This window comes from Streptomyces sp. NPDC046925, from assembly GCF_040644915.1.
Classification (GTDB): domain Bacteria; phylum Actinomycetota; class Actinomycetes; order Streptomycetales; family Streptomycetaceae; genus Streptomyces.
In genome coordinates this window covers 37,802-58,339 of sequence record NZ_JBEYWZ010000009.1, presented here as the reverse complement: position 1 = coordinate 58,339, position 20,538 = coordinate 37,802, and the positions used below count along the sequence as shown (strand labels likewise).

The window sequence follows — 20,538 nt, the reverse complement described above, 5'->3', positions numbered from 1 at the left end:
GGGGATTCGCACTGTGAGTCAGCTCGTCCTGCGCGACGTGTCGTACGGATATCCGGACCGGCCCGTCCTCGAACAGGTCTCCCTGTCGGTGCGGCCCGGCGAGAAGGCGTGTGTCATCGGTGAGAACGGCTCGGGCAAGTCGACGCTCCTGCGCCTGACGGCGGGCGAGTTCGAGCCCGCCGACGGCGAGGTGGCCGTCGTCTCGGACGGCGGCACCGGCTATCTCGCGCAGACCCTGCGCCTTCCGCCGCACGCCTCTGTGCAGGACGCGGTGGACGACGCGCTCGCCGAACTGCGCGATCTGGAGCGGCGCATCCACGAGGCCGAGGAGTCCCTCGGCTCGGCCGGTGAGGCCGAACTGGCCGCGTACGGAGACCTCGTCGCCGCTTTCGAAGCCCGGGACGGCTACCGCGCCGACGCCCGCCTCGACGCGGCCCTGCACGGTCTCGGCGTACCGCACCTGGAGCGTTCCCGGACCCTGGGATCGCTGTCCGGCGGCGAGGCCGCGCGCCTCGCGCTCGCCTGCGTCCTGGCGCCGCAGCCCGAACTGCTCCTCCTGGACGAGCCGACGAACCACCTGGACGACCAGGCGCTCGGCTGGCTGGAGGAGCGGCTGCGCACGCACCGGGGCACGGTCGTGGCTGTCACCCACGACCGCGTCTTCCTCGACCGGGTCGCCGAGGTGATCGTCGAGGTCGACGGCGATCGCAGGTCCGTGGCCCGCTTCGGCGGCGGCTGGCACGGCTATCTGGAACAGCGCGCCACGGCCCGGCGGCGCTGGGAGGAGCGCTACCGGGAGTGGAGCGAGGAGGTCGAACGCCAGGAGAAGCTCGCCGAGGGCGGCAACAAGCGCCTCGCGGTCGGCTGGCGGATGAGCGAGAGCCCCCGCTTCGCGAGCCACAACCGATCGGTGGAGGGCCAGCTCTCCGGCATCGTGCGCAACGCGCGCGAGCGGCTGCGCAGACTGCACGCGGAGCCGGTGCCGCGCCCGCCCGACCCGCTGCACTTCACGCCGGGCGAGGGCATCGAGGGCGGCGACCACGCCTTCGTACGTCCGGCCGTGCTGACGGACGTCGCGGTCGGCGAGCGCCTCGCCGTCGAGAGCCTGCACCTCGAACCGGGCTCGCGCACGCTGGTGACCGGCGTGAACGGCGCGGGCAAGTCGACGCTGCTCGCCGTCCTGGCCGGGGAGCTCACCCCGGACCGCGGAGAGGTCCAACTCCCCTCCCGCATCGGCTACTTGCCCCAGGAGATCGAGTACATCACCTACGAGGACACGGCGAAGCCCCTGCTCGACGCGTTCGCGGCAGGTCTGGCCGGCCTCCCCGAGGACCACGCCGAGGCTTTGCTCTCCCTCGGCCTCTTCCGCGAGGAGGACCTGGTGGTGCCGGTCAAGGGCCTCTCCGTGGGACAGCGCCGCCGCCTGGCCCTCGCGCGCCTGGTGACGCGCCCGGCCGACCTCCTCCTGCTCGACGAGCCGACGAACCACCTCTCCCCCGCCCTGGTCGAGGAACTCGACGAGGCGCTGGCCGCATACCGGGGCACGCTGGTCGTGGTCTCCCACGACCGGCGGCTGCGGGAGCGGTTCCGGGGGGAGCGGATCTCGGTGGAGGCGGGTCGACCGACCCGGCGGTGACGCCGCTCAGGGCGCGGTCCGCCCCTTGCGCGCGGTCGGCGTCTCGGTGATGCCGGGCCCGTGCGCCCCGACGTTCGCGGCGCCCACCGCCGTGAGGACGGCGAGCAGCGTCGCCATCCCCGCGGTGGCCAGCGCCGCCTTCCAATCGACGTCCAGGAGGGTCGTCGCCCCGGCGACCAGGACGGCGGCGAGCGACTGCGCGAAGGTACGGAGAGCCCGCTCCGACGTGGCCTTCCAGAATCCAGCGGTCCACATGCTTGACCCCACCTCTCGTGGTCGACGGCTCCACACCTGGCATACCGCCGGCGGACACCGGTGCCCAGAGGGGCCACCGGGACAGTCCCGGAGATTGAGACCGTGGCCCGCCGTCTCGTCTAGCCTTGGTTCTCCTGGAGACGGGCCTTGAGGGGCGGCGGGGCGTTGACGATCGACATCCATCGGGCGGATCTGGCGTCGGATCGGCTCGACGTGCGGGTGGCCGCGGTGACCGCGCTGGGGCAGCTCCTTGCAGTGCCCGCCCCGGACGGCGATCACGACGCGATCGTCCGTGAACTGGTCGCGTTCGTCCGCCGCGCTGTGCCCGATCCGCGGCTTGGCCATCACTCTCCCCTGGGCCTGAGCGGCCGGGATCCGGTGCCCCTGGCCGCGGACGTCCAGGCCGTGCTCACCGCCCTGGCCCGGCGACATGAAGCCGTGGAGGCACACCGCCTCGAACTGTTCGCCCTGGATCTGCGCTCCGCCGACCTGAACCACGGGCGGTGGACGCACGCCCGGCTCGCCGGCAGCGATCTGCACGACGCCGTTCTCGGCGCGGCCGATCTGCGGGACGCCGATCTGTCCCGGACCTTCCTGGAACGGGCCGACCTCTCCTCGGCGCAGCTCGGCCGGGCCAATCTGACCAGCGCGTATCTGGGGGAGGCGAATCTGCGGAACGTGCAGGCGGCCCACGCGCGATTCTGGGGGGCCGACCTCCACCACGCCCACGCCGAGGACGCACGGCTCGAATTCGCCGATCTGCACCGGGCCAAGCTCGATCACGCCGATCTGCGGCGCGCACAGCTGCCGTACGCCTCCTTCAACGCCGCTTCCGCACGGCACGCCCGCTTCGGTGGCGCACTGCTCCACTTCGCCGACCTGAGGGAGGCTGAGCTCGACGACGCCGACCTGACCCGGGCGCGGCTCGACAACGCCAACCTGTCCAACGCCCGGCTGCGCAACGCGCGGTTCGCCGACGCGTCGCTGCGCGGCTGCGACGTGGTCCGGGTCCAGGCCCAGTACGCGGATCTGCACGGCGCGGACCTCTCCCACGCGGGGCTCGGCGCCTCCGACCTTTCGTACGCCGACCTGCGCGGCGCCGATCTGAGCGACGCGTACATGTTCAACACCCGGCTGCACCGCGCCGACCTCGCCGGGGCCCGCCTCGACCAGGCCAACCTGCACAGCGCCGACCTGACCGAAGCCTGGGGGCTCGAACCCGAACAGCTCGGCACCGCCTGGATCTACGAGAAGACGCGCCTCGACGCGGAGCTGGCGCGGCATCCCCTGGTCCGGGAGCGGATCGCGGCGACCGAGAGCCGCTTCGACTGACCGGCGCCCCCTTCCGAGGCCGGCTCAGCTGACCGTCCGCAACCTGCCCAACTGCTCGAACCGCTCCCGGAACCCCTTGGCCCTCCCCTGCGGCAGCCCCCAGAGCCTGCCGATCTTCGGCATGGCGTCGGTCATCTCCCGCGACTGGGACCGGACCTGGATCAGGAACCGCAGCTCGGGCCGGAAGCACTGCCACCACAGGCGGCGTCGCAGGTCGGCGGGGACCTCCGCGGAGGCGATGCCCATCAGAGTCGCGACCTCTTCGGGCAGTTGCGCCGGCGTGGCCCGGGTGAGCCGTCCCACGATCTTCGCCACCAGCGAGAAGCCGTGCCCGCAGACCTCGGTCAGCCTGACGGCCTCGCTGCGCACCGCCATCAGGAGCTGCTGCGAGGTCTCGGACGCCTCGCCCAGGGACAGTGCCTCGTCGAGGTCCTGGCGGTGCCGGCGGAAGCGGCTTGCCTGTGTGCGGAGTTCGGCCAGGCGCGGCCATACGTCCTCGATCCGCCGGGCACCGGCGAGGGCGACGGCCAGGAACACGGGCAGGACGAGGTCCTGCTCCCGGCCGAGTGCGCGGTAGGCGCGGTTCGCCGCGTCGGCGGTGAGCAGCCGGTCCTCCAGCTCCCAGCCGCGCTCGCAGAAGTAGTGGCGGAAGGGCATCCGGGCGGTCGCGGGCGCGTACGGAAGGCCCAGGAGGTTGGCGAAGGACTGGGCCGCGTGGGCCCGGTAGGTCACATCGCCGAGTACGGGTGCGCAGTACCCCTCCGAGAGCGAGGGCAGGTCGTCGCAGTAGGGGTCGCGCAGCAGCGTCAGCTCCGGGGTGAACCAGCCCTGTAACTCGCAGGCCGCCAGTGCCTCGCCGGGGCGCACGGGTCGTCCGGTCACCAGCGTCCAGGCGTCGGCCACTTCGCGCACGGCGTCCGCCCAGTACGTGCCCTCCTCGGGCATGTCGTACTGGTGGACGAGGGGTGAGATCAGGGTGCGGTAGGTGTCAAGGCTCTGTTCGTAGAGGCGCGCGGGCACCTCGTCCCGCGCCCACGCGAGGTGTGGCAGGCTCACGAACACGTCCTCGCCGAGGAGCTGGTTCAGCCGGGCGGCGGGCACGAGGTCCTCGCCCGCGTAGTAGATCCGCTCCGACATGACCACCCGGTCCGCGAACGCGGCCAGGTCCCACAGCGACAGCGGCGTCAGCCAGCGCCGGTCGCCGGCCAGCAGGCGTTCGGCGATCCCCACGGTCGTGGCGTCCATGTACACGCTGTTGCGGTCGGCGGGCGGGCGCCAGTCCGCCAGAGCTTGCAGGTCCGCGGGCGTCACACGGTCGAGATGGTGGATCCCGGCGTCGACGGCGGAGCGGACCGCCGGGTCGGCGCTGTCCCACTGCGCGACCCGGCCCGCGACACGCTCCGCTCTCGCCCGGCAGTTGTCGAGCAGTTCGGCCGGCGTCCGTGCCGCCAGCGGGTCGTTGTTCTGCGGCACGTCGGGCCCTCCGGGGTGTGGACACATCGGAAAACCGACGTCGGGACACCGACATCGGCCTCCATCATCCACCCCACCGGCCCCGCCGGGGGCCGTTCCTGCCTGGCCCGGTCAGCGTCTCCGGTGGGCGCCCCGGCTGCGGGCCAGGGCTTTCGCGTCCTTCTTGAACGCCCACTCCATGTCGGGTTCCATCGCGAACTTGAACAGGCGCTGCACCGGTGGCGTACACAGCGCGGTGATGAGGGCCGCCGCGCCGAGGGTGACCGTGATCTCGCCCAGCGGCGTGTGCAGCCAGTCCACTTCGTACCAGTCCCAGAAGCGGGAGCCCTTGGCGACGAAACCGTGCAGCAGATAGCCGTAGAGCGTGCCCGCGCCAAGGGCGGTGAACCAGAGCCTGCGCCCCGGCACCCAGGCGAAGAAGCAGGCGACGAGGACCACCGAGCAGCCGAACATCGCCAGCGTCATCACGCCGCCGGCCCAGCCGGGCGCGGCGAGCTCCTGGGCGCTGTCCCTGCGGTAGAACCAGGCGGCGTTCATGCGCGGCGCCGCCCAGTAGGCGAACAGCAGGGCCGCCGCGAAGACGGGCAGCGCCAGGATCCGCGCCTCCCGGCGGCGCACGATCTGGAAGTGCTCGGGCTTCAGGCACAGGCCGAGGACGAAGAACGGCAGGAACTGGAGCACGCGTTGGAGGTCCAGGTCGTCGCCGATGTCCGGTGAGACGGAGGCGAGCACCGCGATGGCGAGCGCGAGCGGCAGGGGCCAGCGCACCACCTTCCACAGCGGGGTGGTGAGCCGCCAGACGAAGAGCGCGACCAAGAACCAGGTGAGGTACCAGGGGTCGAGCAGGCTGATCGGGTACGTCGGGTCGTCGCCCGCCCAGCGCTTGAAGAAGGTGTACGCGACCTCGAAGAGGACGTACGGCACGGCGATGCCGGTGACCAGGCGCTTGAGGCGGCCGGGGCTCGCGTCGAAACTGCGCGAGAAGTAGCCGGAGATGACGATGAACGCCGGCATGTGGAAGGTGTAGACGGTGATGTAGAGCGCGGCCGCCGCACGGCTGTCGCCGCGCAGCGGCTCCCACGCGTGGCCCATCGCGACCAGCACGATCGCCAGGTACTTCGCGTTGTCGAAGAACGAGTCCCGTTGCTTGACCGGGGGCTTCGGCGCGACGGTGGGGACCGAAGGCGCTTGTGGAGGGGCCGCCGGAGGGGCACTGCGCGCGGCGGGCAGCGGCGCCCGCAGTGCCCCGCCTTGGTCCATCGAGCGGACAGGCTCACTCACGGGACCTCCCGGGGGAACCCGGGCCCGCGGTCTCGCGTCTTACGTCAAATGCGGGTGCTACACCTGTGTAGAACATCACCGGCACCCTAGCCACCGGAGGCCCCGCGCGTACAGTCGCGCCGCCTGTGAATCAGCCCGGCGCCTCCGGTGGATCAGCCGAGTGCACCCGGTCGATCGGCCGAGCGCACCCGGTGGATCAGCCGAGCGCCGCCGGGGAGGGACCGACCAGCTCGGTCAGGACGTCCTCCATCGTGACGAACCCGAGCACCGTTCCGCTCGCGCCGGTGACCGCGGCCAGGTGGCTGCCCGCGGCCCGCAGCGCGGTGAGGGTGTCGTCGAGCGGGGTGTCGATGTGCACCCGGGTCACCGCGTGCAGGGCGCCGCGCGGGAAGGGCCGGTCCCGTTCGGTGATGCCCAGGGTGTCCTTGATGTGCAGGTAGCCGAGCAGGGTGCCGTCCGGTCCCGTCACCGGGAAGCGGGAGAACCCTGCGTCGGCGGCCACCTTCTCCAGACGCGCCGGGGTGACGGAGTGCTCGACGGTGCGCATCTTGGCCATCGGCACGAGGATTTCGCCGACCGGCCGCGTGCCCAGTTCCAGGGCGTCGCGCAGCCGCTCGCCGTCGGCCGCCGACAGGAGCCCGGCGGCGCTGGAGTCGACGACCATACGGGCGAGCTGGTCGTCGGTGTAGACGGACTCGACTTCGTCCTTCGGTTCGACCCTCAGCAGCTTCAGGAGGGTGTTGGCGAAGGCGTTGATGCCGAAGACGACCGGCCGCAGGGCACGGGTGAGGGCCACCAGGGGCGGGCCGAGCAGCAGGGCGGTGCGGGCGGGCGCGGCGAGCGCGATGTTCTTGGGGACCATCTCGCCGATCAGCATGTGCAGATACGTCGCCACGGTCAGGGCGATGACGAACGCGATCGGGTGCACGAGGGCGTGCGGGATGTGGACCGCCTCGAAGCCGGGCTCCAGGAGGTGCGCGATGGCCGGTTCGGCGACCGCGCCGAGCACCAGCGAGGAGACGGTGATGCCGAGTTGGGCCGTGGCCATCATCGCGGAGATGTGCTGCAGGCCCCACAGGGTGATGCGGGCGCGCTTGTCGCCCTCTTCGGCGCGGGGTTCGATCTGGCTGCGGCGCACGGAGATCAGGGCGAACTCGGCGCCGACGAAGAAGGCGTTGGTGAGCAGGGTCAGGGCGCCGATGGTGAGCTGGAGCGTGGTCATCGTGCCTCCTCCACGGCCTGGCGGGGCACCTGGAGTGCCGGTTCGGTGATGCTGATCCGGTCGGCGCGGTGGTGCTCGACGGTCAGGACGTCCAGCTGCCAGCCGTCGAGGTCCAGGGAGTCGCCCTTGGCCGGGATGCGGGACAGGCGGGTGGCGATGAGTCCCGCCACGGTCTCGTACGGTCCTTCGGGCGCGGTGAGTCCTATCCCCGCGAGCTGGTCGATGCGGACGCCGCCGTCGGCCTCCCACACGGTGCGGCCGTCGGGGGCCGTCTGTGCGGGCAGCAGGTCGGGGACCTCGACGGGGTCGTGCTCGTCGCGGACCTCGCCGACGACCTCCTCGACGATGTCCTCCACCGTCGCCACGCCGGCCGTGCCGCCGTACTCGTCGATGACCACGGCCATCGTGCGGGTCTCGCGCAGCCGCTCCAGAAGCCGGTCGGCGGGCAGGCTGTCGGGCACGAGCAGCGGCTCGGTGGCCAGCTCGGTGACCGGGGTGAGCCGGCGCTTGTCGGGGGCCAGGGCGAGCACGTCGCGGATGTGCACGGTGCCGATGACCTCGTCCAGGCTGTCGCGGAAGACGGGGAAGCGGGACAGGCCCGTGGCGTGCGTCAGGTTCGCGGCGTCGGCGGCCGTGGCGTGCGCCTCCAGGGCGCGGACGTCCACGCGCGGGGTCATCACGTTCTCCGCGGTGAGCTCGCTCAGGTGCAGGGTGCGCACGAACAGTTCGGCGGAGTCCGCTTCCAGGGCTCCCTCCGCGGCCGAGCGCCGGGCGAGGGCGACCAGTTCCTCGGGGGTGCGGGCGGAGGCCAGCTCCTCGGCGGGCTCCAGGCCGAAGCGGCGTACGACGTGGTTCGCGGTGTTGTTCAGATGCCGGATGAAGGGGCCGAAGGCGGCGGTGAAGCCGCGCTGCGGTGCGGCCACCACCTTGGCGACGGCCAGCGGCCGGGAGATCGCCCAGTTCTTCGGCACCAGCTCGCCGATGACCATGAGGATCACCGTGGAGAGGGCGACGCCGAGCAGGGTGGCCGTGGTCGGGGCGGCGCCGCCGAGGCCGGCCGCCTCCAGGGGGCCGCGCAGGAGCGCCGCGAGGGACGGTTCGGCGAGCATGCCGATCACCAGGGACGTGACGGTGATGCCGAGCTGCGCGCCGGACAGCTGAAGGGTCAGGCGCCGGACGGCCTTCAGGGCCCCTTCGGCACCTCGCTCCCCCGCCTGGGCGGCGCGCTCCAGGTCACCGCGCTCGACGGTGGTCAGGGAGAACTCGGCCGCGACGAACACCGCGCAGGCGAGCGTGAGGAGCAGGGCGAGCAGCAGAAGCAGGATCTCGGTCACCGTGCCACCCCCGTTCCCTCACGCTCAGGCAGCGGGCGGGAAATGGCACGGTTCGTACTGGGAGGCTCACCCATTGCGGGTCCGTGGCTCCTTCTCGTACTCGTACGGAGTGCCGTACGAGGGCGGTGGCGGGGAAGCGGTGCTGCTTCTACAGCCACTGTAAAGGAACGGCAAACCGTACCGGCAGGGTCCTGGCGCCTCGAAGACGGTCAGAGCGGGGTCGCCGCGTGCAGGATGAGCACCATCGTCACCGCGGAGTTCGCCGACGACATGGCGGAGATCGCCGCCCCCGCGGTCGCCGCCCAGGCCGCGAGCCCCACCGCGGTGAACAGGGAGGGCCAGCTGCGCGCCGCGGGAGCGGGGCCGAGCAGGGCCGCGACCCGGCGCGGCACGGGCCCCGGAGCGGCGAGCCCGGCCAGGGTCGGGGCCGGGGCGCCGCGGGAGTGCAGGGCCGCCTTGCCGATCGCGCGGGCGACGGTCTTGCGGTCGCCGACGATATGGGCGGCGTCCTCGTCCGCCCACCGCTCGGTCGTGTAGGACACGGCGGTGCGCAGCGGGCGCAGGAAGGGGTTGGCGCGCGCGGCCAGCTGCACCGCCAGGAGATAGCGGTGGTGCCGGGTCGCCAGGTGGGCGCGCTCGTGGGCGAACAGGGCGCGGCGTTCGGCGGAGCCGAGGCAGTCGAGCAGGGCGGTGGAGACCACGACCCGGTCGCGGGCGCCGCCGGGCAGCGCGTAGGCGTAGGGCTCGTGGTCGGGCAGGACGGCGACGGAGGTGCCGGGAAGACCGGCGAGGGCGCGGTGGGCGCGGCGGCGCACCTGGCGGTGGCGCCACAGCGTCCGGCCGCAGGCCGCGGCGACGGCGAGCAGGCCGGGGATGGCCAGGCGTCCGGCGATCTCGTCGTACGGGACGGCGGCGCGCACCTCCGGGTCGGACCAGCCGTCCGGCAGGGGGTTACCGGGCAGCTGGGCCGTGCCGACGACCATGAGCAGGCCCAGGCACAGCGTGCTGGCGAGCGCCATGACCACGGCGACCGTGGTCAGCAGCCGGGTGGCGGTCCGCGGGTGCAGACGCTGCTCGGCGAGCCGGGCGACCGGCCATGCCGTCAGCGGCAGCACGAGCGGCAGAAGGACGAACATCCCCATGGCGGTTCAGGTGTCCCTCTCCGCCTCGGCCTGGCTCAGGAGTTCGCGCAGCAGGCGCTCGTCACCGGGCGGCAGCGCGGTGAGGAAGCTGGCGAGGACCGCCTCCCGGTCGCTCTCGCCGTCGAGGACCTTGCGCATCTTGCGGGCCGCGAGACCCGCCTCGTCGGACGACGGCGTCCACGCGAAGGAGCGGCCCGCGCGCTCGCGGGTCACCGCACCCTTGTCCAGGAGCCGGCTGAGGATCGTCACCACGGTCGTGTAGGCCAGGTCACCGCCGAGCCGCTCCTGCACCCAGCCCGCGGTCGCGGGGCCTTCCGCCTCGCGCAGGGCCGAGAACACCTGTGCCTCCAGCTCACCCTGCCCGCGCCGCCGGGAACGCCGCTCCTGCTCCGCCACGCCCGCATTCCTTCCGCCGCCGTCTTGTCGTACTGGAGAGGCTAACGCGCGCGCCCGGGGCGATCGGCCCGCCCGCCCCTGCCGCCTCCATCCGGAACGGCACGCTCAGGAGCCTGCCCATGTGTTCCGGACGTGATTGAGGCACCCGTATCCCGCCCGCCGCCGCTGCGGGCGGGGTACGGGTGTCCGGCCGGGGCTGCCGGGACCGGGCCGGGAGCGTGCGCCGTGAGGCGGCGGGGGCGTGCTGACGCCCCGAGCGCCGTATGGGCTCCGGGAGCCGCTCGGTTGACGCACCCGGGACCTCCGGCGGCAGAGCGCGCGCACGCGCGGCGGTCGGCGCAAAAGACTCATTGCCGCACTTGTCCGGCGGCAGTAGAAGGGGCATTGACCCAAAACGTTGCGGCCGCGGCGTCCGGACAGGCATCACATCGCAGCTCTCAGAAAAGCCGGGTGATCCAGAATGGCGCAAGATCCACACACCGCAGTGACGAACGAGCCGAGCGACGGAGCCCCGTCCCTGGCTCCCGAGCAGGGAGCGGTCCTGCAGCCGCCCTCCGAGGGGACGCAGGGCCAGGCCCAGCACTCGATGGGCGAGGGCCTGGAGAACGTCGAGGGCTATCAGCGCCCGGAGCACTTCGCACCCGAGGCCTGGACGGCCCCGACCGCCTCGCTGCCCGACATCGGAGAGGCGTCCTTCGGTCCGCCCCCGCTGGCTCCGGAGACCGTGCACGGTCCCGACGACCGCGTCCAGATCACGAACACCAGCGTGTACCCGTGGCGGGTGCACTGCTATCTGCTGATCACCGCCCGCGACAACGCCCTCTACCAGGGCACCGGCTGGCTCCTGGGACCGCACACCCTCGCCACGGCGGGGCATGTCGTCTACATCAAGGGCAGCGGTGTGGCGGGCCGCGACGGCTGGGTGAAGAGCATTCAGGTGATGCCGGGCCGCAACGGCGCCTCCCTGCCCTACGGCAGCATCACCTGCACGAGCTTCCGCTCCGTGACCGGCTGGACGACCAATGGCGACGAGAACTTCGACTACGGCGCCATCATCACGCCCAACAACATCGGCTCGACCACCGGCTGGTTCGGTTTCGGCGTCTGGTCGGACTCGGACCTGCTCAAGACCACCGGTAACATTTCCGGCTATCCGGGCGACAAGCCGTCCGGGACGCAGTGGTACGCGGCACGCGGCATCGACTCGGTCGCCGCGCGCAAGGTGTACTACGACATCGACACCGCGGGCGGGCAGAGCGGCAGCTCCGTCTACCGCATCGACAGTACGGGCCGCTACGGCTTCGGTATCCACGCCTACGGCGGAGCGCGCGTGAACTCGGGAACCCGGTTCACCACCCCGGTCTACAACAACTACGTGGCGTGGAAGGCGTGAGCGCACCCCGATGAGCGGCAGCAGCTCCGCGGTGGAGATCACCGGCGTCGTCCGCGACGCCTCGGGCACCCCGGTGACGGGCGCTCACGTCCTGTTCAGCGACGGGCCCCAGCCGCTGCCGGACATCGCTGCCATGACAAACGCCGAGGGGCGGTTCTCCCTCAGCGCTCCCACGGCGGGCGTCTATACGCTCGCCTGCCGGGCGGACCCTCTCCTGGGCCCGCCCGGCACGGCCGAGACCACCGTCCGCGTCGCACCGACGACGGAGGGCGTCCTGGCGGGGCGGATGGTGGTCGATCTGACGATCGGATAGCGGCGCGTCAGGCGCGGGACGGCAGCGGTGGACATGCGTGGCGCGCCGGTCCTGTCTAGCGTCACGTGCATGAGCACTGTCGCGCAGCGTTTCGAGATCCTGCTGGTGCCCGAGTTCTCCGGCACCGGCGAGAGTACGACCGACGGCCGCGGCGCCCTGCGCTCGGCCGTCGTGGTGGCCACGGGCGAGACCGGGGCCTCCGGGTTCCCCCGGTACACGGGCGACGGAATGGAGGCCGACATCGACCCCGCGACCCGCACCGTCGAGGCACTCCTGGTCGACGGGTCCGAGCTCGACTACGGCCTCTCGGCGCGGGTCGCGGACCTCTGATGCCGCCAGGGGCTTCGGGCGGAGATCCGCCGGGAGCCCCTGGCGCACCGGCGCCTAGCGCACCGGCGCCGCGGACGGCAGGTCGAGTCGGGTGAGGTGCACGGGGGTGAGCGCGCGCAGGAAGTCCGGCGCGTCGAACGCCGCTCCGGCCGCGTGCACGCCCGGTGCGGCGAAGCGCCCGCCGAGGATGCGCTCGAGTGCCTCCACGACGAGCGGTGCCGTCACGGCGTAGATGTCGCGCCCGCCCGCGACCGCGCGGCGGGTCTCCTCGCCGCGGCGGACGACCGCCTCGACGACGAAGGTCTGCGCGGAGCGCCCGCCCTCGTCGGCGGGCACGGGCTCCGGGGTGTCGCCGTCGCGGATGTCCCGCAGCGGCGCGAGGTTCATCACCGCACGCACCTCGGGGGTGCGCACATGGCGCGGCAGGGTGACCTGGTCGGCCGTCGCGAACTCCGATGCGTCCCCGGTGCCGAACGGCTCGGGGAAGTCCCACGCGAAGACCTCCTGCGAGTAGCCGAAGGGGCGCAGTCTGCCCCCGGAGTGGACGAGATGCTGCCCGGCGTTGCTCTCCCCGGTGAGGCGGGTGCCCCGGGTCGGGTGCCAGCTGTCCAGGGCGTACGCGAGAGTGATCTCGTCCGCGTCCGGCCAGTCCCCGAGAGCGGCGGTGGCCAGCAGGTCGCCGAGGCCGCCGTAGAACGCCAGGGACGGCGCGACGACGACGCCCGCCTCCCGTGCGCGCTCGTCGTAGGAGTCGAACAGCGTTGCCGTGACGCCCTGTTCGGCGGCCACGTCCAGATACGGGATGCCTGCGCGCAGCGCGGCCTCGGTCACGGGGAGGGTCGTCGTGAGGAACGGCCCGGCGCAGTTGACGACCGCCACCGCCCCGGCAAGGGCCCGGTCGAGGGATGCCGCGTCCTCGGTGGACGCCACCCGCACCGGCGCGTCGGGGGCCAGGTCGCGCAGCGCGTCGAGCTTCTCCCGGTCCCGGCCCACGAGCACCGGCGTGGCACCCCGGCGCAGCAGTTCCGCCACGACGAAGCGGCCGGTGTGGCCGTACGCGCCGACGACGGCGACCACCGGCCCGCCGGACCAGACACCGGCACCCGAAACGGCAGGCGTGCGGCGGGTGTTGGGGGTGCTGCTCATGGTTGACTCCCGTTGTCCGAGCGGGCGGTGTGCCCTGCTCACACCATGTTCGGCGCCCGGCGATCACCCCACCAGTGGCCGGAATGACGAGGGGCGTACAGTTTCGGACATGCGGACCGTGGCGATGGCACTTCCCGAGGGCAGCATGCTTTTCGAGGCCGCGGCGGCCTTCGAGGTGTTCGGCTCGGACCACTCCGACCTGGCGGGGTCCTGGTACTCCTTCAGCGTGTGCGGGGCTCGGGGGACGCGGGTCGGGGAGTGGCTGCGCGCCGATCCGGCCCTCGGTTTCGACGCCGTCGCCGCCGCGCGGACGGTGATCGTCCCGGCCTGGCGCGACATCGGCGAGAAGCCGCAGGACGAGTTGGTCGACGCCCTGCGCGCCGCCCACGCGGCGGGCGCCCGGATCGTCTCGCTGTGCACCGGCGCCTTCGTCCTTGCCGCGGCGGGCCTCCTCGACGGCCGCCGGGCCACGACGCACTGGGCGCACGCGGAGAGGCTGGCCGCGCTCCACCCGCGCGTCACGGTCGACGCCGGGGTGCTCTTCACCGACGAGGGCAGCGTGCTCACCTCGGCGGGGAAGGCCGCGGGCATGGACCTGTGCCTGCACATCGTCCGCGCCGATCACGGGGCGACGGTGGCCAACGCGCTGGCCCGGCGGCTCGTGACGCCCCCTCACCGGGACGGCGGCCAGGCGCAGTTCATTCCGGCGCCGGTGGCGCACGGGCGCGACCATCCGCTGGCCGAGCTGCTGCCCTGGGTGCTCGCCCGCCTCGACCAGCCGCTCACGGTGGAGGATCTGGCCCGGCAGGCGGGCATGAGCAGCCGCAATTTGGCCCGGCACTTCCATGCCGTCACCGGAACGGCTCCATTGCGCTGGCTGCTGAGCCAACGCGTGCGCCAGGCACAGGAGTTGCTGGAGTCGGGCGACGAAAGCATCGAGCGGATCGCGGCCCGGACGGGCATGGGCACCTCGGCCACGCTCCGGCGTCACTTCACCCGCGTCACGGGCCTGCCGCCCGAGGCCTACCGCCGGACCTTCGGCGCTTCCTGAGCGCCGCCCGGCCCATCCCCGCGCTCCGTCCCCGCGGACTCCTCCCGTACGACGAACCCGACTGATCCCCGGACATGGGGGTACTCGGTCGCCGTGCGAATACAGAGTCAGCCGTTCGACCGCTGATCACACAAGCCCCGATCGGTACCCACACGTGTGGGTGCCCATCGGCCGGCGACAGCGCCGAACGGACCACCACACCAAGGGAGGCAGCCATGATCACCGCCGTCATCATCGCCGTGGTCGTCATCGCGGCAGCCGCCGTCCTCTTCGTCGGACTGCGGCGAGCCCGGGGCGGCGGACGCGGCCTGAAGTCCCGCTTCGGGCCCGAGTACGACTACACCGTCGCCCGCCACGACGGCGACGTACGGGCAGCTGAACAGGAACTCCGCGAACGCGTACGACTGCACGGCTCCGTCAGGGCCGAGCCCCTGCCGCCCGGCGCGCGCGAGCGCTATGTGGCCCAATGGGCCGGTGTCCAGGAGCAGTTCGTCGAATCACCGCAGCAGGCCGTCGCCGAGGCCGACGCCCTTCTCGCCCGGCTGGCCAGGGACCGGGGCTTCCCCGACGGCGAGCGCTTCGACGAACAGATCAGCGCGCTCTCCGTCCACCACGGCCACGCCGTCCACGGCTACCGCAGCGTGCACACGGCGATCCGCGGGCAGGGCGGCACCGAGGAGTTGCGCACGGCCATGGTCGAGGCCCGGCGGCTCTTCGACGCTCTGGTCGCCGAGCACGCGACCGACTCGACCCGGCAGCACACCAAGCCGGCCACCGCGGCCCGCGGCAACACGACGTGGGCCCTGCCCCGACGGCACGCGAAGGGAAGTAGCACGTCATGACGGACGCCCGGCACCTCACACCGAACGAGATCCCGCACGAGCCGGCCATCGGCAGCGGCGCCCCCGCTCCGGCACCCGCCCCGGCTCCTGCTCCCGCGACCGCCCCGGCGACCGCTCCCGGCCCCGCGCACGCCAAGACGCCCGGGGCCCACGCCACCCACGCGGCTCACGCCACCGGCGGCGCCGTACTGCTCCCGCAGGACGAACGCGACAAGCTGAGCCTGCGGCTCCAGCAGGCCCTGAGCACGTTCGTCGAGAGCCCCCGTCAGGCGGTCGAGGAGGCCGACAGCCTCTACGACGACGCCGTCAGGCACCTGACCGAGACCCTCGCCGAACGCCGGCGCACCCTGCGCACGAGCTGGCAGGACCAGGACACCGAGGCCCACACGGAGGAACTGCGCCTGGCACTGCGGCAGTACCGCGAATCCATGGAGCAGCTGCTCCGCGTGTAAATGCTTCGCGTGCAGGCGCGGGGCGACAGGAGACGGTGCGTCATCGGGGCCGGATCAGCCGTTGGGGAGAATGACCGCCCGGCCGTTGATCCGGCCCTCGTGCAGGTTCTCGTACGCCTTGGGCGCGTCGTCCAGGGCGTACGTCTCCACGTGGACGTCGATCGCGCCGGAGCGGGCCAGGTCGAGGACCTCGATCAGCTCGGCCCTGCTGCCCCAGTACGGGGCGCGGACCGCCGCGTCGTAGGGCGTCGTGCCGAAGCCGACGGACGCCGCTCCCCCGCCGATGCCGACGATCGTGACGTCCGCCTCCACCGCGGCGCAGGCGGTGGCCGTGGCGACGGTGGGCGGTGCGCCGACGAAGTCGAACACCGCCTGGGCGCCGAGGCCGCCGGTCAGTTCGCGGACCTTCGCCGCCGCGTGCTCGTCCGACAGGACGGTTGCGTGGGCGCCGACCTGCTGGGCCAGGGCCAGCTTCTCGTCGGTGACGTCCAGGGCGATCACCCGCGCCGGGGTCAGCGCGCGCAGCAGCTGGATGGCCACGTGGCCCAGGCCTCCGGTGCCGATGACCACGGCCGTGCTGCCGGGGGTCAGCTTGGGCAGCGAGGTCTTGATGGCGTGGTACGGGGTCAGGCCCGCGTCGGTGAGCGGCACGGCGGTCACCGGGTCGAGCCCGTCGAGCGGGACGAGGTGGCGCGGATCGTCCACGATCATGTACTCGGCGATGGCGCCGGGCGCCCCGAGTCCCGGCGGGAGGATGCCGAGTTCTGCGGCGCGCGTGCAGTAGTTCTCCTTGCCCTGCGCGCACATCAGGCAGGCTCCGCAGCCCCAGGGTCCGTAGACCGCCACGGAGTCGCCGATCCCGAAGCCGGTGACGCCCTCGCCGAGCGCGGCGACGGTGCCCGCGCCTTCATGGCCGAGGGTGAGCGGCAGCGGGAAGGCCAGCGCCTCGGCGGGCCAGCTCATCACGGCGATGTCGGAGTGGCAGACGCCCGCGGCGGTGACCTTTAGGAGCACCTGGCCGGGGCCCGGCTCGGGGCGCGGGACGGTGACCACTTCGGGGGCGGCGCCGACGGTGCGGTACTGGACGGCCTTCATCTCGGCGGGCATGGCGGGGCTTTCCTGCGCTGACATCTGGGATGCCTCTTCTCGTTCCTCGTTCCGTGCGCTTCTTGTCCCCCCGGCGCTCATGCTTTCGACTCTACTCCTCGAAATGTCTCAATGGGACACATGACCCACTGAGACACACAACGACGCGGCGGGCCCCGGCGGATCAGAATCCGCCGGGGCCCGCCGTCAGTTGCGTACGACCGGTGTCCGGTGTCAGTCCGTGCCGAACTCCATTGCGGCGCGGTCCAGCATCGACTCCTCGTCCGCGGTCTCGCCGCGCGAGGCGATCGCCTCGGCGCCGCCGCCGTCCATGGCGCCGATCAGGCCGGTCGATGCCGCCTGCGCCGCGCCGATCGGCGTCGGGTGGACGGAGCCGACCAGGCCGAGGCCCGCGTACTGCTCGAGGCGCGCGCGGGAGTCGGCGATGTCGAGGTTGCGCATGGTGAGCTGGCCGATCCGGTCGACCGGGCCGAACGCCGAGTCCTCGGTGCGCTCCATGGAGAGCTTGTCCGGGTGGTAGCTGAACGCCGGGCCCGTGGTGTCGAGGATCGAGTAGTCCTCGCCGCGCCGCAGCCGCAGCGTCACCTCACCGGTGATCGCCGCGCCGACCCAGCGCTGGAGCGACTCGCGGATCATCAGCGCCTGCGGGTCCAGCCAGCGGCCCTCGTACATGAGGCGGCCCAGGCGCCGGCCCTCGTTGTGGTACGCGGCCAGGGTGTCCTCGTTGTGGATGGCGTTGACCAGGCGCTCGTAGGCGATGTGGAGGAGCGCCATGCCGGGCGCCTCGTAGATGCCGCGGCTCTTGGCCTCGATGATCCGGTTCTCGATCTGGTCGGACATGCCGAGGCCGTGCCGGCCGCCGATCGCGTTGGCCTCCATGACGAGGTCGACCGGGGACGCGAACTCCTTGCCGTTGACCGTGACCGGGCGGCCCTGGTCGAAGCCGATCGTCACGTCCTCGGTGTCGATCTCCACCGACGGGTCCCAGAACCGCACGCCCATGATCGGGTCGACCGTCTCGAGACCGGTGTCGAGGTGCTCCAGGGTCTTGGCCTCGTGCGTGGCGCCCCAGATGTTGGCGTCCGTGGAGTACGCCTTCTCCGTGGAGTCCCGGTAGGGCAGCTGGTGCGCGACCAGCCACTCCGACATCTCCTTGCGGCCGCCGAGCTCCGTGACGAAGTCCGCGTCGAGCCAGGGCTTGTAGATCCGCAGGTGCGGGTTGGCGAGCAGGCCGTACCGGTAGAAGCGCTCGATGTCGTTGCCCTTGAACGTCGAGCCGTCGCCCCAGATCTGCACCCCGTCCTCGAGCATCGCCCGCACCAGGAGCGTGCCGGTCACGGCGCGGCCCAGCGGCGTGGTGTTGAAGTAGGGACGGCCGCCCGACCGGATGTGGAACGCGCCGCAGGCGAGCGCCGCAAGGCCCTCTTCGACCAGCGCTTCACGGCAGTCGACGAGTCGGGTGATCTCGGCGCCGTACGCGGAGGCGCGGCCGGGCACGGAGGCGATGTCGGGCTCGTCGTACTGGCCGATGTCGGCGGTGTACGTGCACGGGACGGCGCCCTTGTCACGCATCCAGGCGACGGCGACGGAGGTGTCGAGACCGCCGGAGAAGGCAATGCCGACGCGCTCGCCGGTGGGGAGGGAGGTGAGGACCTTGGACATAGGAAGAGTATGCATGACTTCGCATGGTCATGCAACGCCGTTCACGGGCGGCAGGCCATATCGGCTTAATGCTTAGGATGTGCAAGTGCTTGATTACCGCATCCGGACGGCCACCGCCGACGACCTCGGCGCCGCACGCGCCGTCATGCTCGACACCGTCTACCACGACTTCGGCACGGGGTACGTGCCGCGCTGGCACGGCGACATCATCGACCTCGACGGCGCGTACCTGAGGCCGGCCCGCCACACGCTGCTCGTCGCGGTGGACGAGCGGGACGGGACGGTCGCCGCCACCGCCGCGCTCGACTCCCGCGGCCCCGCGCACCCGCCGAACCCCGCCTGGATCGCCGAACGCTTCCCCTCGGACGAGACGGCACAGCTGCGGCGCGTCTATGTACGCGCCGAACACCGGCGCCGCGGACTCGCCCGGCGACTGGTCGGCGAGCTGCTCGACTTCGCCGCGGCGGACGGCGGATACCGCTCCGTATATCTGCACACCGACCCGGAGGTGACCGGCGCCGAGGGCTTCTGGCGCTCCCTGGGGAAGGTGGTGCACGACGAGCGCGAGGACTCCGGCGCCTCGCGGGTCATGCACTTCGAAGTGCCCATGCGGCCGTAGACACCCCTGGATCCACCGGCCCCGCACGCATCCAGCAACCCCGAGAACGAGGACCATGCGCTCCGTCCGCCACCGCCCGCTCATAGCGGGACTGCTCGTCGCACCCCTGCTCACCGGCTGTTTCGCCGAGAAGAACGACGCGTCGGGCGACAGCGCGGGCGGGGCCAGACTGAAGGTCGCACTGGCCTTCCCGCCCTCCGAGAACTTCTCCCCGTACGGTGCGGACGCCACCCTCCTCAGCCGTCTCGGCGTCACCGAGGGCCTGACGAAGCTGGACGCGAACGGCACCGCCGCTCCCTCGCTCGCCGCGTCCTGGAAGCAGGAGGGCGACCGCGGCTGGCTGTTCACCCTGCGCCAGGCCACCTTCCAGGACGGCGGCCGGGTCACGCCCTCCGCCGTCGCGTCGGCCCTCACCCACGCGGGCAAGGCCAAGCCCGTCACCGCGGCGCTCTCCGGGGTCACGCTCACGGCCGCGCCCGTCGGCAAGGACCAGGTCCGGATCACCACCGCCCACCCGGACCCCGCGCTCCCGCTGCGCCTGTCGAGCCCCGGCCTCGCCGTGCTCTCCGCGAAGGCGTACGAGAAGGGCGGCAAGGCCAGTCCGGTCGGCACCGCCACCGGCCCCTTCGAACTCACCAAGTCCACCGGCGCCACCGCGGCCACCCTCGACCGCTTCGACGACTACTGGGGCGGCCGCGCCCAGGCCTCCGGCGTCGACGCCCGCTTCATCGCCGACGGCACCGCGCGCACCAACGCCCTGCGCACCGGCGACGTGGACATCGCCGAGGCCGTTCCCGTCTCGCAGGCCGCGTCGCTCGACAAGGGCCATGACCGCGAGACCGCCACGGCACGCACCACCGCGCTCCAGCTCAACACCGAGAAGGGCGCCTTCAAGGACCCCGGCCTGCGCGCCGCCGCCCGCGCCGCGATCGACACGTCGGCGCTGGCCAAGGACGTGTACGAGGGCCACGCCGACACCGGCAAGGGCATCTTCGGCCCCGCCCTGACCTGGGCCGACGGGAAGCGCCAGAAGCCCGAGGGGCAGGCGGAGGCCACGGCGCCCGGCGGCAGGACGATCACCCTGGGCACCTACGACAACCGGCCCGAGCTGCCCGAGGTCGCCCAAGTGCTCAAGCAGCAGCTGCAGAAGGCCGGATTCAAGGTGAAGCTGGAGGTCCGCGAGTCCTCCCGCATCGAGGGCGACGCGCTGGCCGGGAAGTTCGACGCGTTCGTCGGCGCCCGCAACACCATGCTCGACACCGGCGACGCCGTCTCGGTCCTCTCCAGCGACTACACCTGCGACGGCAGCTACAACCTCTCCCTGCTGTGCGACACCTCCGTCGACAAGGCCGTCAAGAAGGCCGAGAACACCTCCGACACCGTGAAGCGGCAGGACGCCGCCATGGCCGCCGAGGCGAAGATCCTCGGCACCGACGCCGTCGTCCCGCTGGTCCACCAGCGGATCATCACGGGCGTCGGCGGCTCGGTGCGGGGCGAGATCCTCGACCCGTACGAGCGGACGTTGGTCTCCGTCGGCACGAGGCGCTGAGGG

20 protein-coding genes are annotated in these 20,538 nt (G+C 72.4%); 10 read left to right on the top strand and 10 right to left on the bottom strand.

Features of this window, described 5'->3' with window-relative positions; translation table 11 throughout:
• Positions 1–13: 13 nt before the first annotated feature.
• A complete protein-coding gene (gene abc-f / locus ABZ906_RS30545; protein ID WP_361184927.1) occupies positions 14–1,636 on the top strand; it encodes a ribosomal protection-like ABC-F family protein in 1,623 nt (540 codons plus the stop codon).
• 6 nt (positions 1,637–1,642) lie between these two features.
• On the opposite strand, the gene ABZ906_RS30540 is transcribed toward abc-f, so the two are convergent.
• On the bottom strand, positions 1,643–1,891 hold the full coding sequence (locus ABZ906_RS30540) for a holin (protein WP_361184929.1): 249 nt from the start codon (positions 1,889–1,891) through the stop codon (positions 1,643–1,645).
• Between the two features lie 165 nt (positions 1,892–2,056).
• Here ABZ906_RS30540 and ABZ906_RS30535 point away from each other — a divergent pair, with 165 nt between their 5' ends.
• Positions 2,057–3,223, top strand: coding sequence for a pentapeptide repeat-containing protein (locus tag ABZ906_RS30535; RefSeq protein WP_361388150.1), 1,167 nt, complete (start codon positions 2,057–2,059; stop codon positions 3,221–3,223).
• Between the two features lie 24 nt (positions 3,224–3,247).
• On the opposite strand, the gene ABZ906_RS30530 is transcribed toward ABZ906_RS30535, so the two are convergent.
• The 6 genes from ABZ906_RS30530 to ABZ906_RS30505 form a co-directional block, all read right to left on the bottom strand.
• Positions 3,248–4,696 (bottom strand): hypothetical protein, encoded by a 1,449-nt coding sequence (locus ABZ906_RS30530; protein WP_361184935.1) that lies wholly within the window; start codon positions 4,694–4,696, stop codon positions 3,248–3,250.
• Between the two features lie 111 nt (positions 4,697–4,807).
• Positions 4,808–5,977, bottom strand: a complete 1,170-nt coding sequence (locus tag ABZ906_RS30525) for an acyltransferase family protein (RefSeq protein ID WP_361184937.1) — start codon at positions 5,975–5,977, stop codon at positions 4,808–4,810.
• Positions 5,978–6,173: 196 nt separating this feature from the next.
• The gene (locus ABZ906_RS30520; RefSeq protein WP_361388147.1) at positions 6,174–7,199 is read right to left on the bottom strand and encodes a hemolysin family protein; all 1,026 of its coding nucleotides are present in this window, start codon (positions 7,197–7,199) and stop codon (positions 6,174–6,176) included.
• Positions 7,196–8,533: a hemolysin family protein gene (locus ABZ906_RS30515; protein ID WP_361184941.1), complete on the bottom strand. Its 1,338-nt coding sequence runs from the start codon at positions 8,531–8,533 to the stop codon at positions 7,196–7,198. Before ABZ906_RS30515 ends, ABZ906_RS30520 begins: the two co-directional genes overlap by 4 nt.
• 209 nt (positions 8,534–8,742) lie before the next feature.
• The gene (locus tag ABZ906_RS30510; protein ID WP_361388144.1) at positions 8,743–9,675 is read right to left on the bottom strand and encodes a M56 family metallopeptidase; all 933 of its coding nucleotides are present in this window, start codon (positions 9,673–9,675) and stop codon (positions 8,743–8,745) included.
• 6 nt (positions 9,676–9,681) lie between these two features.
• A complete protein-coding gene (locus tag ABZ906_RS30505) occupies positions 9,682–10,071 on the bottom strand; it encodes a BlaI/MecI/CopY family transcriptional regulator (RefSeq protein ID WP_361184947.1) in 390 nt (129 codons plus the stop codon).
• 460 nt (positions 10,072–10,531) lie between these two features.
• On the opposite strand from ABZ906_RS30505, the gene ABZ906_RS30500 reads away from it, so the two are divergent.
• From ABZ906_RS30500 to ABZ906_RS30490, 3 genes are all read left to right on the top strand, one after another.
• Complete coding sequence (locus ABZ906_RS30500) at positions 10,532–11,464, top strand: endopeptidase (protein WP_361184949.1); 933 nt, start codon at positions 10,532–10,534, stop codon at positions 11,462–11,464.
• 10 nt (positions 11,465–11,474) lie between these two features.
• Positions 11,475–11,777: a carboxypeptidase-like regulatory domain-containing protein gene (locus tag ABZ906_RS30495; RefSeq protein ID WP_361184950.1), complete on the top strand. Its 303-nt coding sequence runs from the start codon at positions 11,475–11,477 to the stop codon at positions 11,775–11,777.
• A 69-nt stretch (positions 11,778–11,846) separates the two neighbouring features.
• Positions 11,847–12,107 (top strand): hypothetical protein, encoded by a 261-nt coding sequence (locus ABZ906_RS30490; protein ID WP_361184952.1) that lies wholly within the window; start codon positions 11,847–11,849, stop codon positions 12,105–12,107.
• Positions 12,108–12,161: 54 nt separating this feature from the next.
• On the opposite strand, the gene ABZ906_RS30485 is transcribed toward ABZ906_RS30490, so the two are convergent.
• Positions 12,162–13,253 carry a saccharopine dehydrogenase NADP-binding domain-containing protein gene (locus tag ABZ906_RS30485; protein ID WP_361388141.1) on the bottom strand — a complete coding sequence of 364 codons (1,092 nt, stop codon included), beginning with the start codon at positions 13,251–13,253 and terminating at the stop codon, positions 12,162–12,164.
• Positions 13,254–13,362: 109 nt separating this feature from the next.
• On the opposite strand from ABZ906_RS30485, the gene ABZ906_RS30480 reads away from it, so the two are divergent.
• The 3 genes from ABZ906_RS30480 to ABZ906_RS30470 all read left to right on the top strand — a co-directional run bounded on the left by ABZ906_RS30480 (position 13,363) and on the right by ABZ906_RS30470 (position 15,598).
• Complete coding sequence (locus ABZ906_RS30480; RefSeq protein ID WP_361184958.1) at positions 13,363–14,304, top strand: helix-turn-helix domain-containing protein; 942 nt, start codon at positions 13,363–13,365, stop codon at positions 14,302–14,304.
• Between the two features lie 215 nt (positions 14,305–14,519).
• The gene (locus ABZ906_RS30475) at positions 14,520–15,146 is read left to right on the top strand and encodes a hypothetical protein (protein ID WP_361184961.1); all 627 of its coding nucleotides are present in this window, start codon (positions 14,520–14,522) and stop codon (positions 15,144–15,146) included.
• Positions 15,143–15,598: a hypothetical protein gene (locus ABZ906_RS30470; RefSeq protein ID WP_361388138.1), complete on the top strand. Its 456-nt coding sequence runs from the start codon at positions 15,143–15,145 to the stop codon at positions 15,596–15,598. Before ABZ906_RS30475 ends, ABZ906_RS30470 begins: the two co-directional genes overlap by 4 nt.
• Before the next feature lie 54 nt (positions 15,599–15,652).
• Here the strand turns inward: ABZ906_RS30470 and ABZ906_RS30465 are convergent, their stop codons facing one another.
• Positions 15,653–16,693: an NAD(P)-dependent alcohol dehydrogenase gene (locus tag ABZ906_RS30465; protein ID WP_361185104.1), complete on the bottom strand. Its 1,041-nt coding sequence runs from the start codon at positions 16,691–16,693 to the stop codon at positions 15,653–15,655.
• A gap of 225 nt (positions 16,694–16,918) precedes the next feature.
• The gene (gene argG / locus ABZ906_RS30460; RefSeq protein ID WP_361185105.1) at positions 16,919–18,367 is read right to left on the bottom strand and encodes an argininosuccinate synthase; all 1,449 of its coding nucleotides are present in this window, start codon (positions 18,365–18,367) and stop codon (positions 16,919–16,921) included.
• A gap of 85 nt (positions 18,368–18,452) precedes the next feature.
• Here argG and ABZ906_RS30455 point away from each other — a divergent pair, with 85 nt between their 5' ends.
• Positions 18,453–18,986, top strand: coding sequence for a GNAT family N-acetyltransferase (locus tag ABZ906_RS30455; protein ID WP_361184966.1), 534 nt, complete (start codon positions 18,453–18,455; stop codon positions 18,984–18,986).
• A gap of 55 nt (positions 18,987–19,041) precedes the next feature.
• Positions 19,042–20,535: an ABC transporter substrate-binding protein gene (locus tag ABZ906_RS30450; protein ID WP_361388135.1), complete on the top strand. Its 1,494-nt coding sequence runs from the start codon at positions 19,042–19,044 to the stop codon at positions 20,533–20,535.
• The last annotated feature ends 3 nt before the right edge of the window (positions 20,536–20,538 follow it).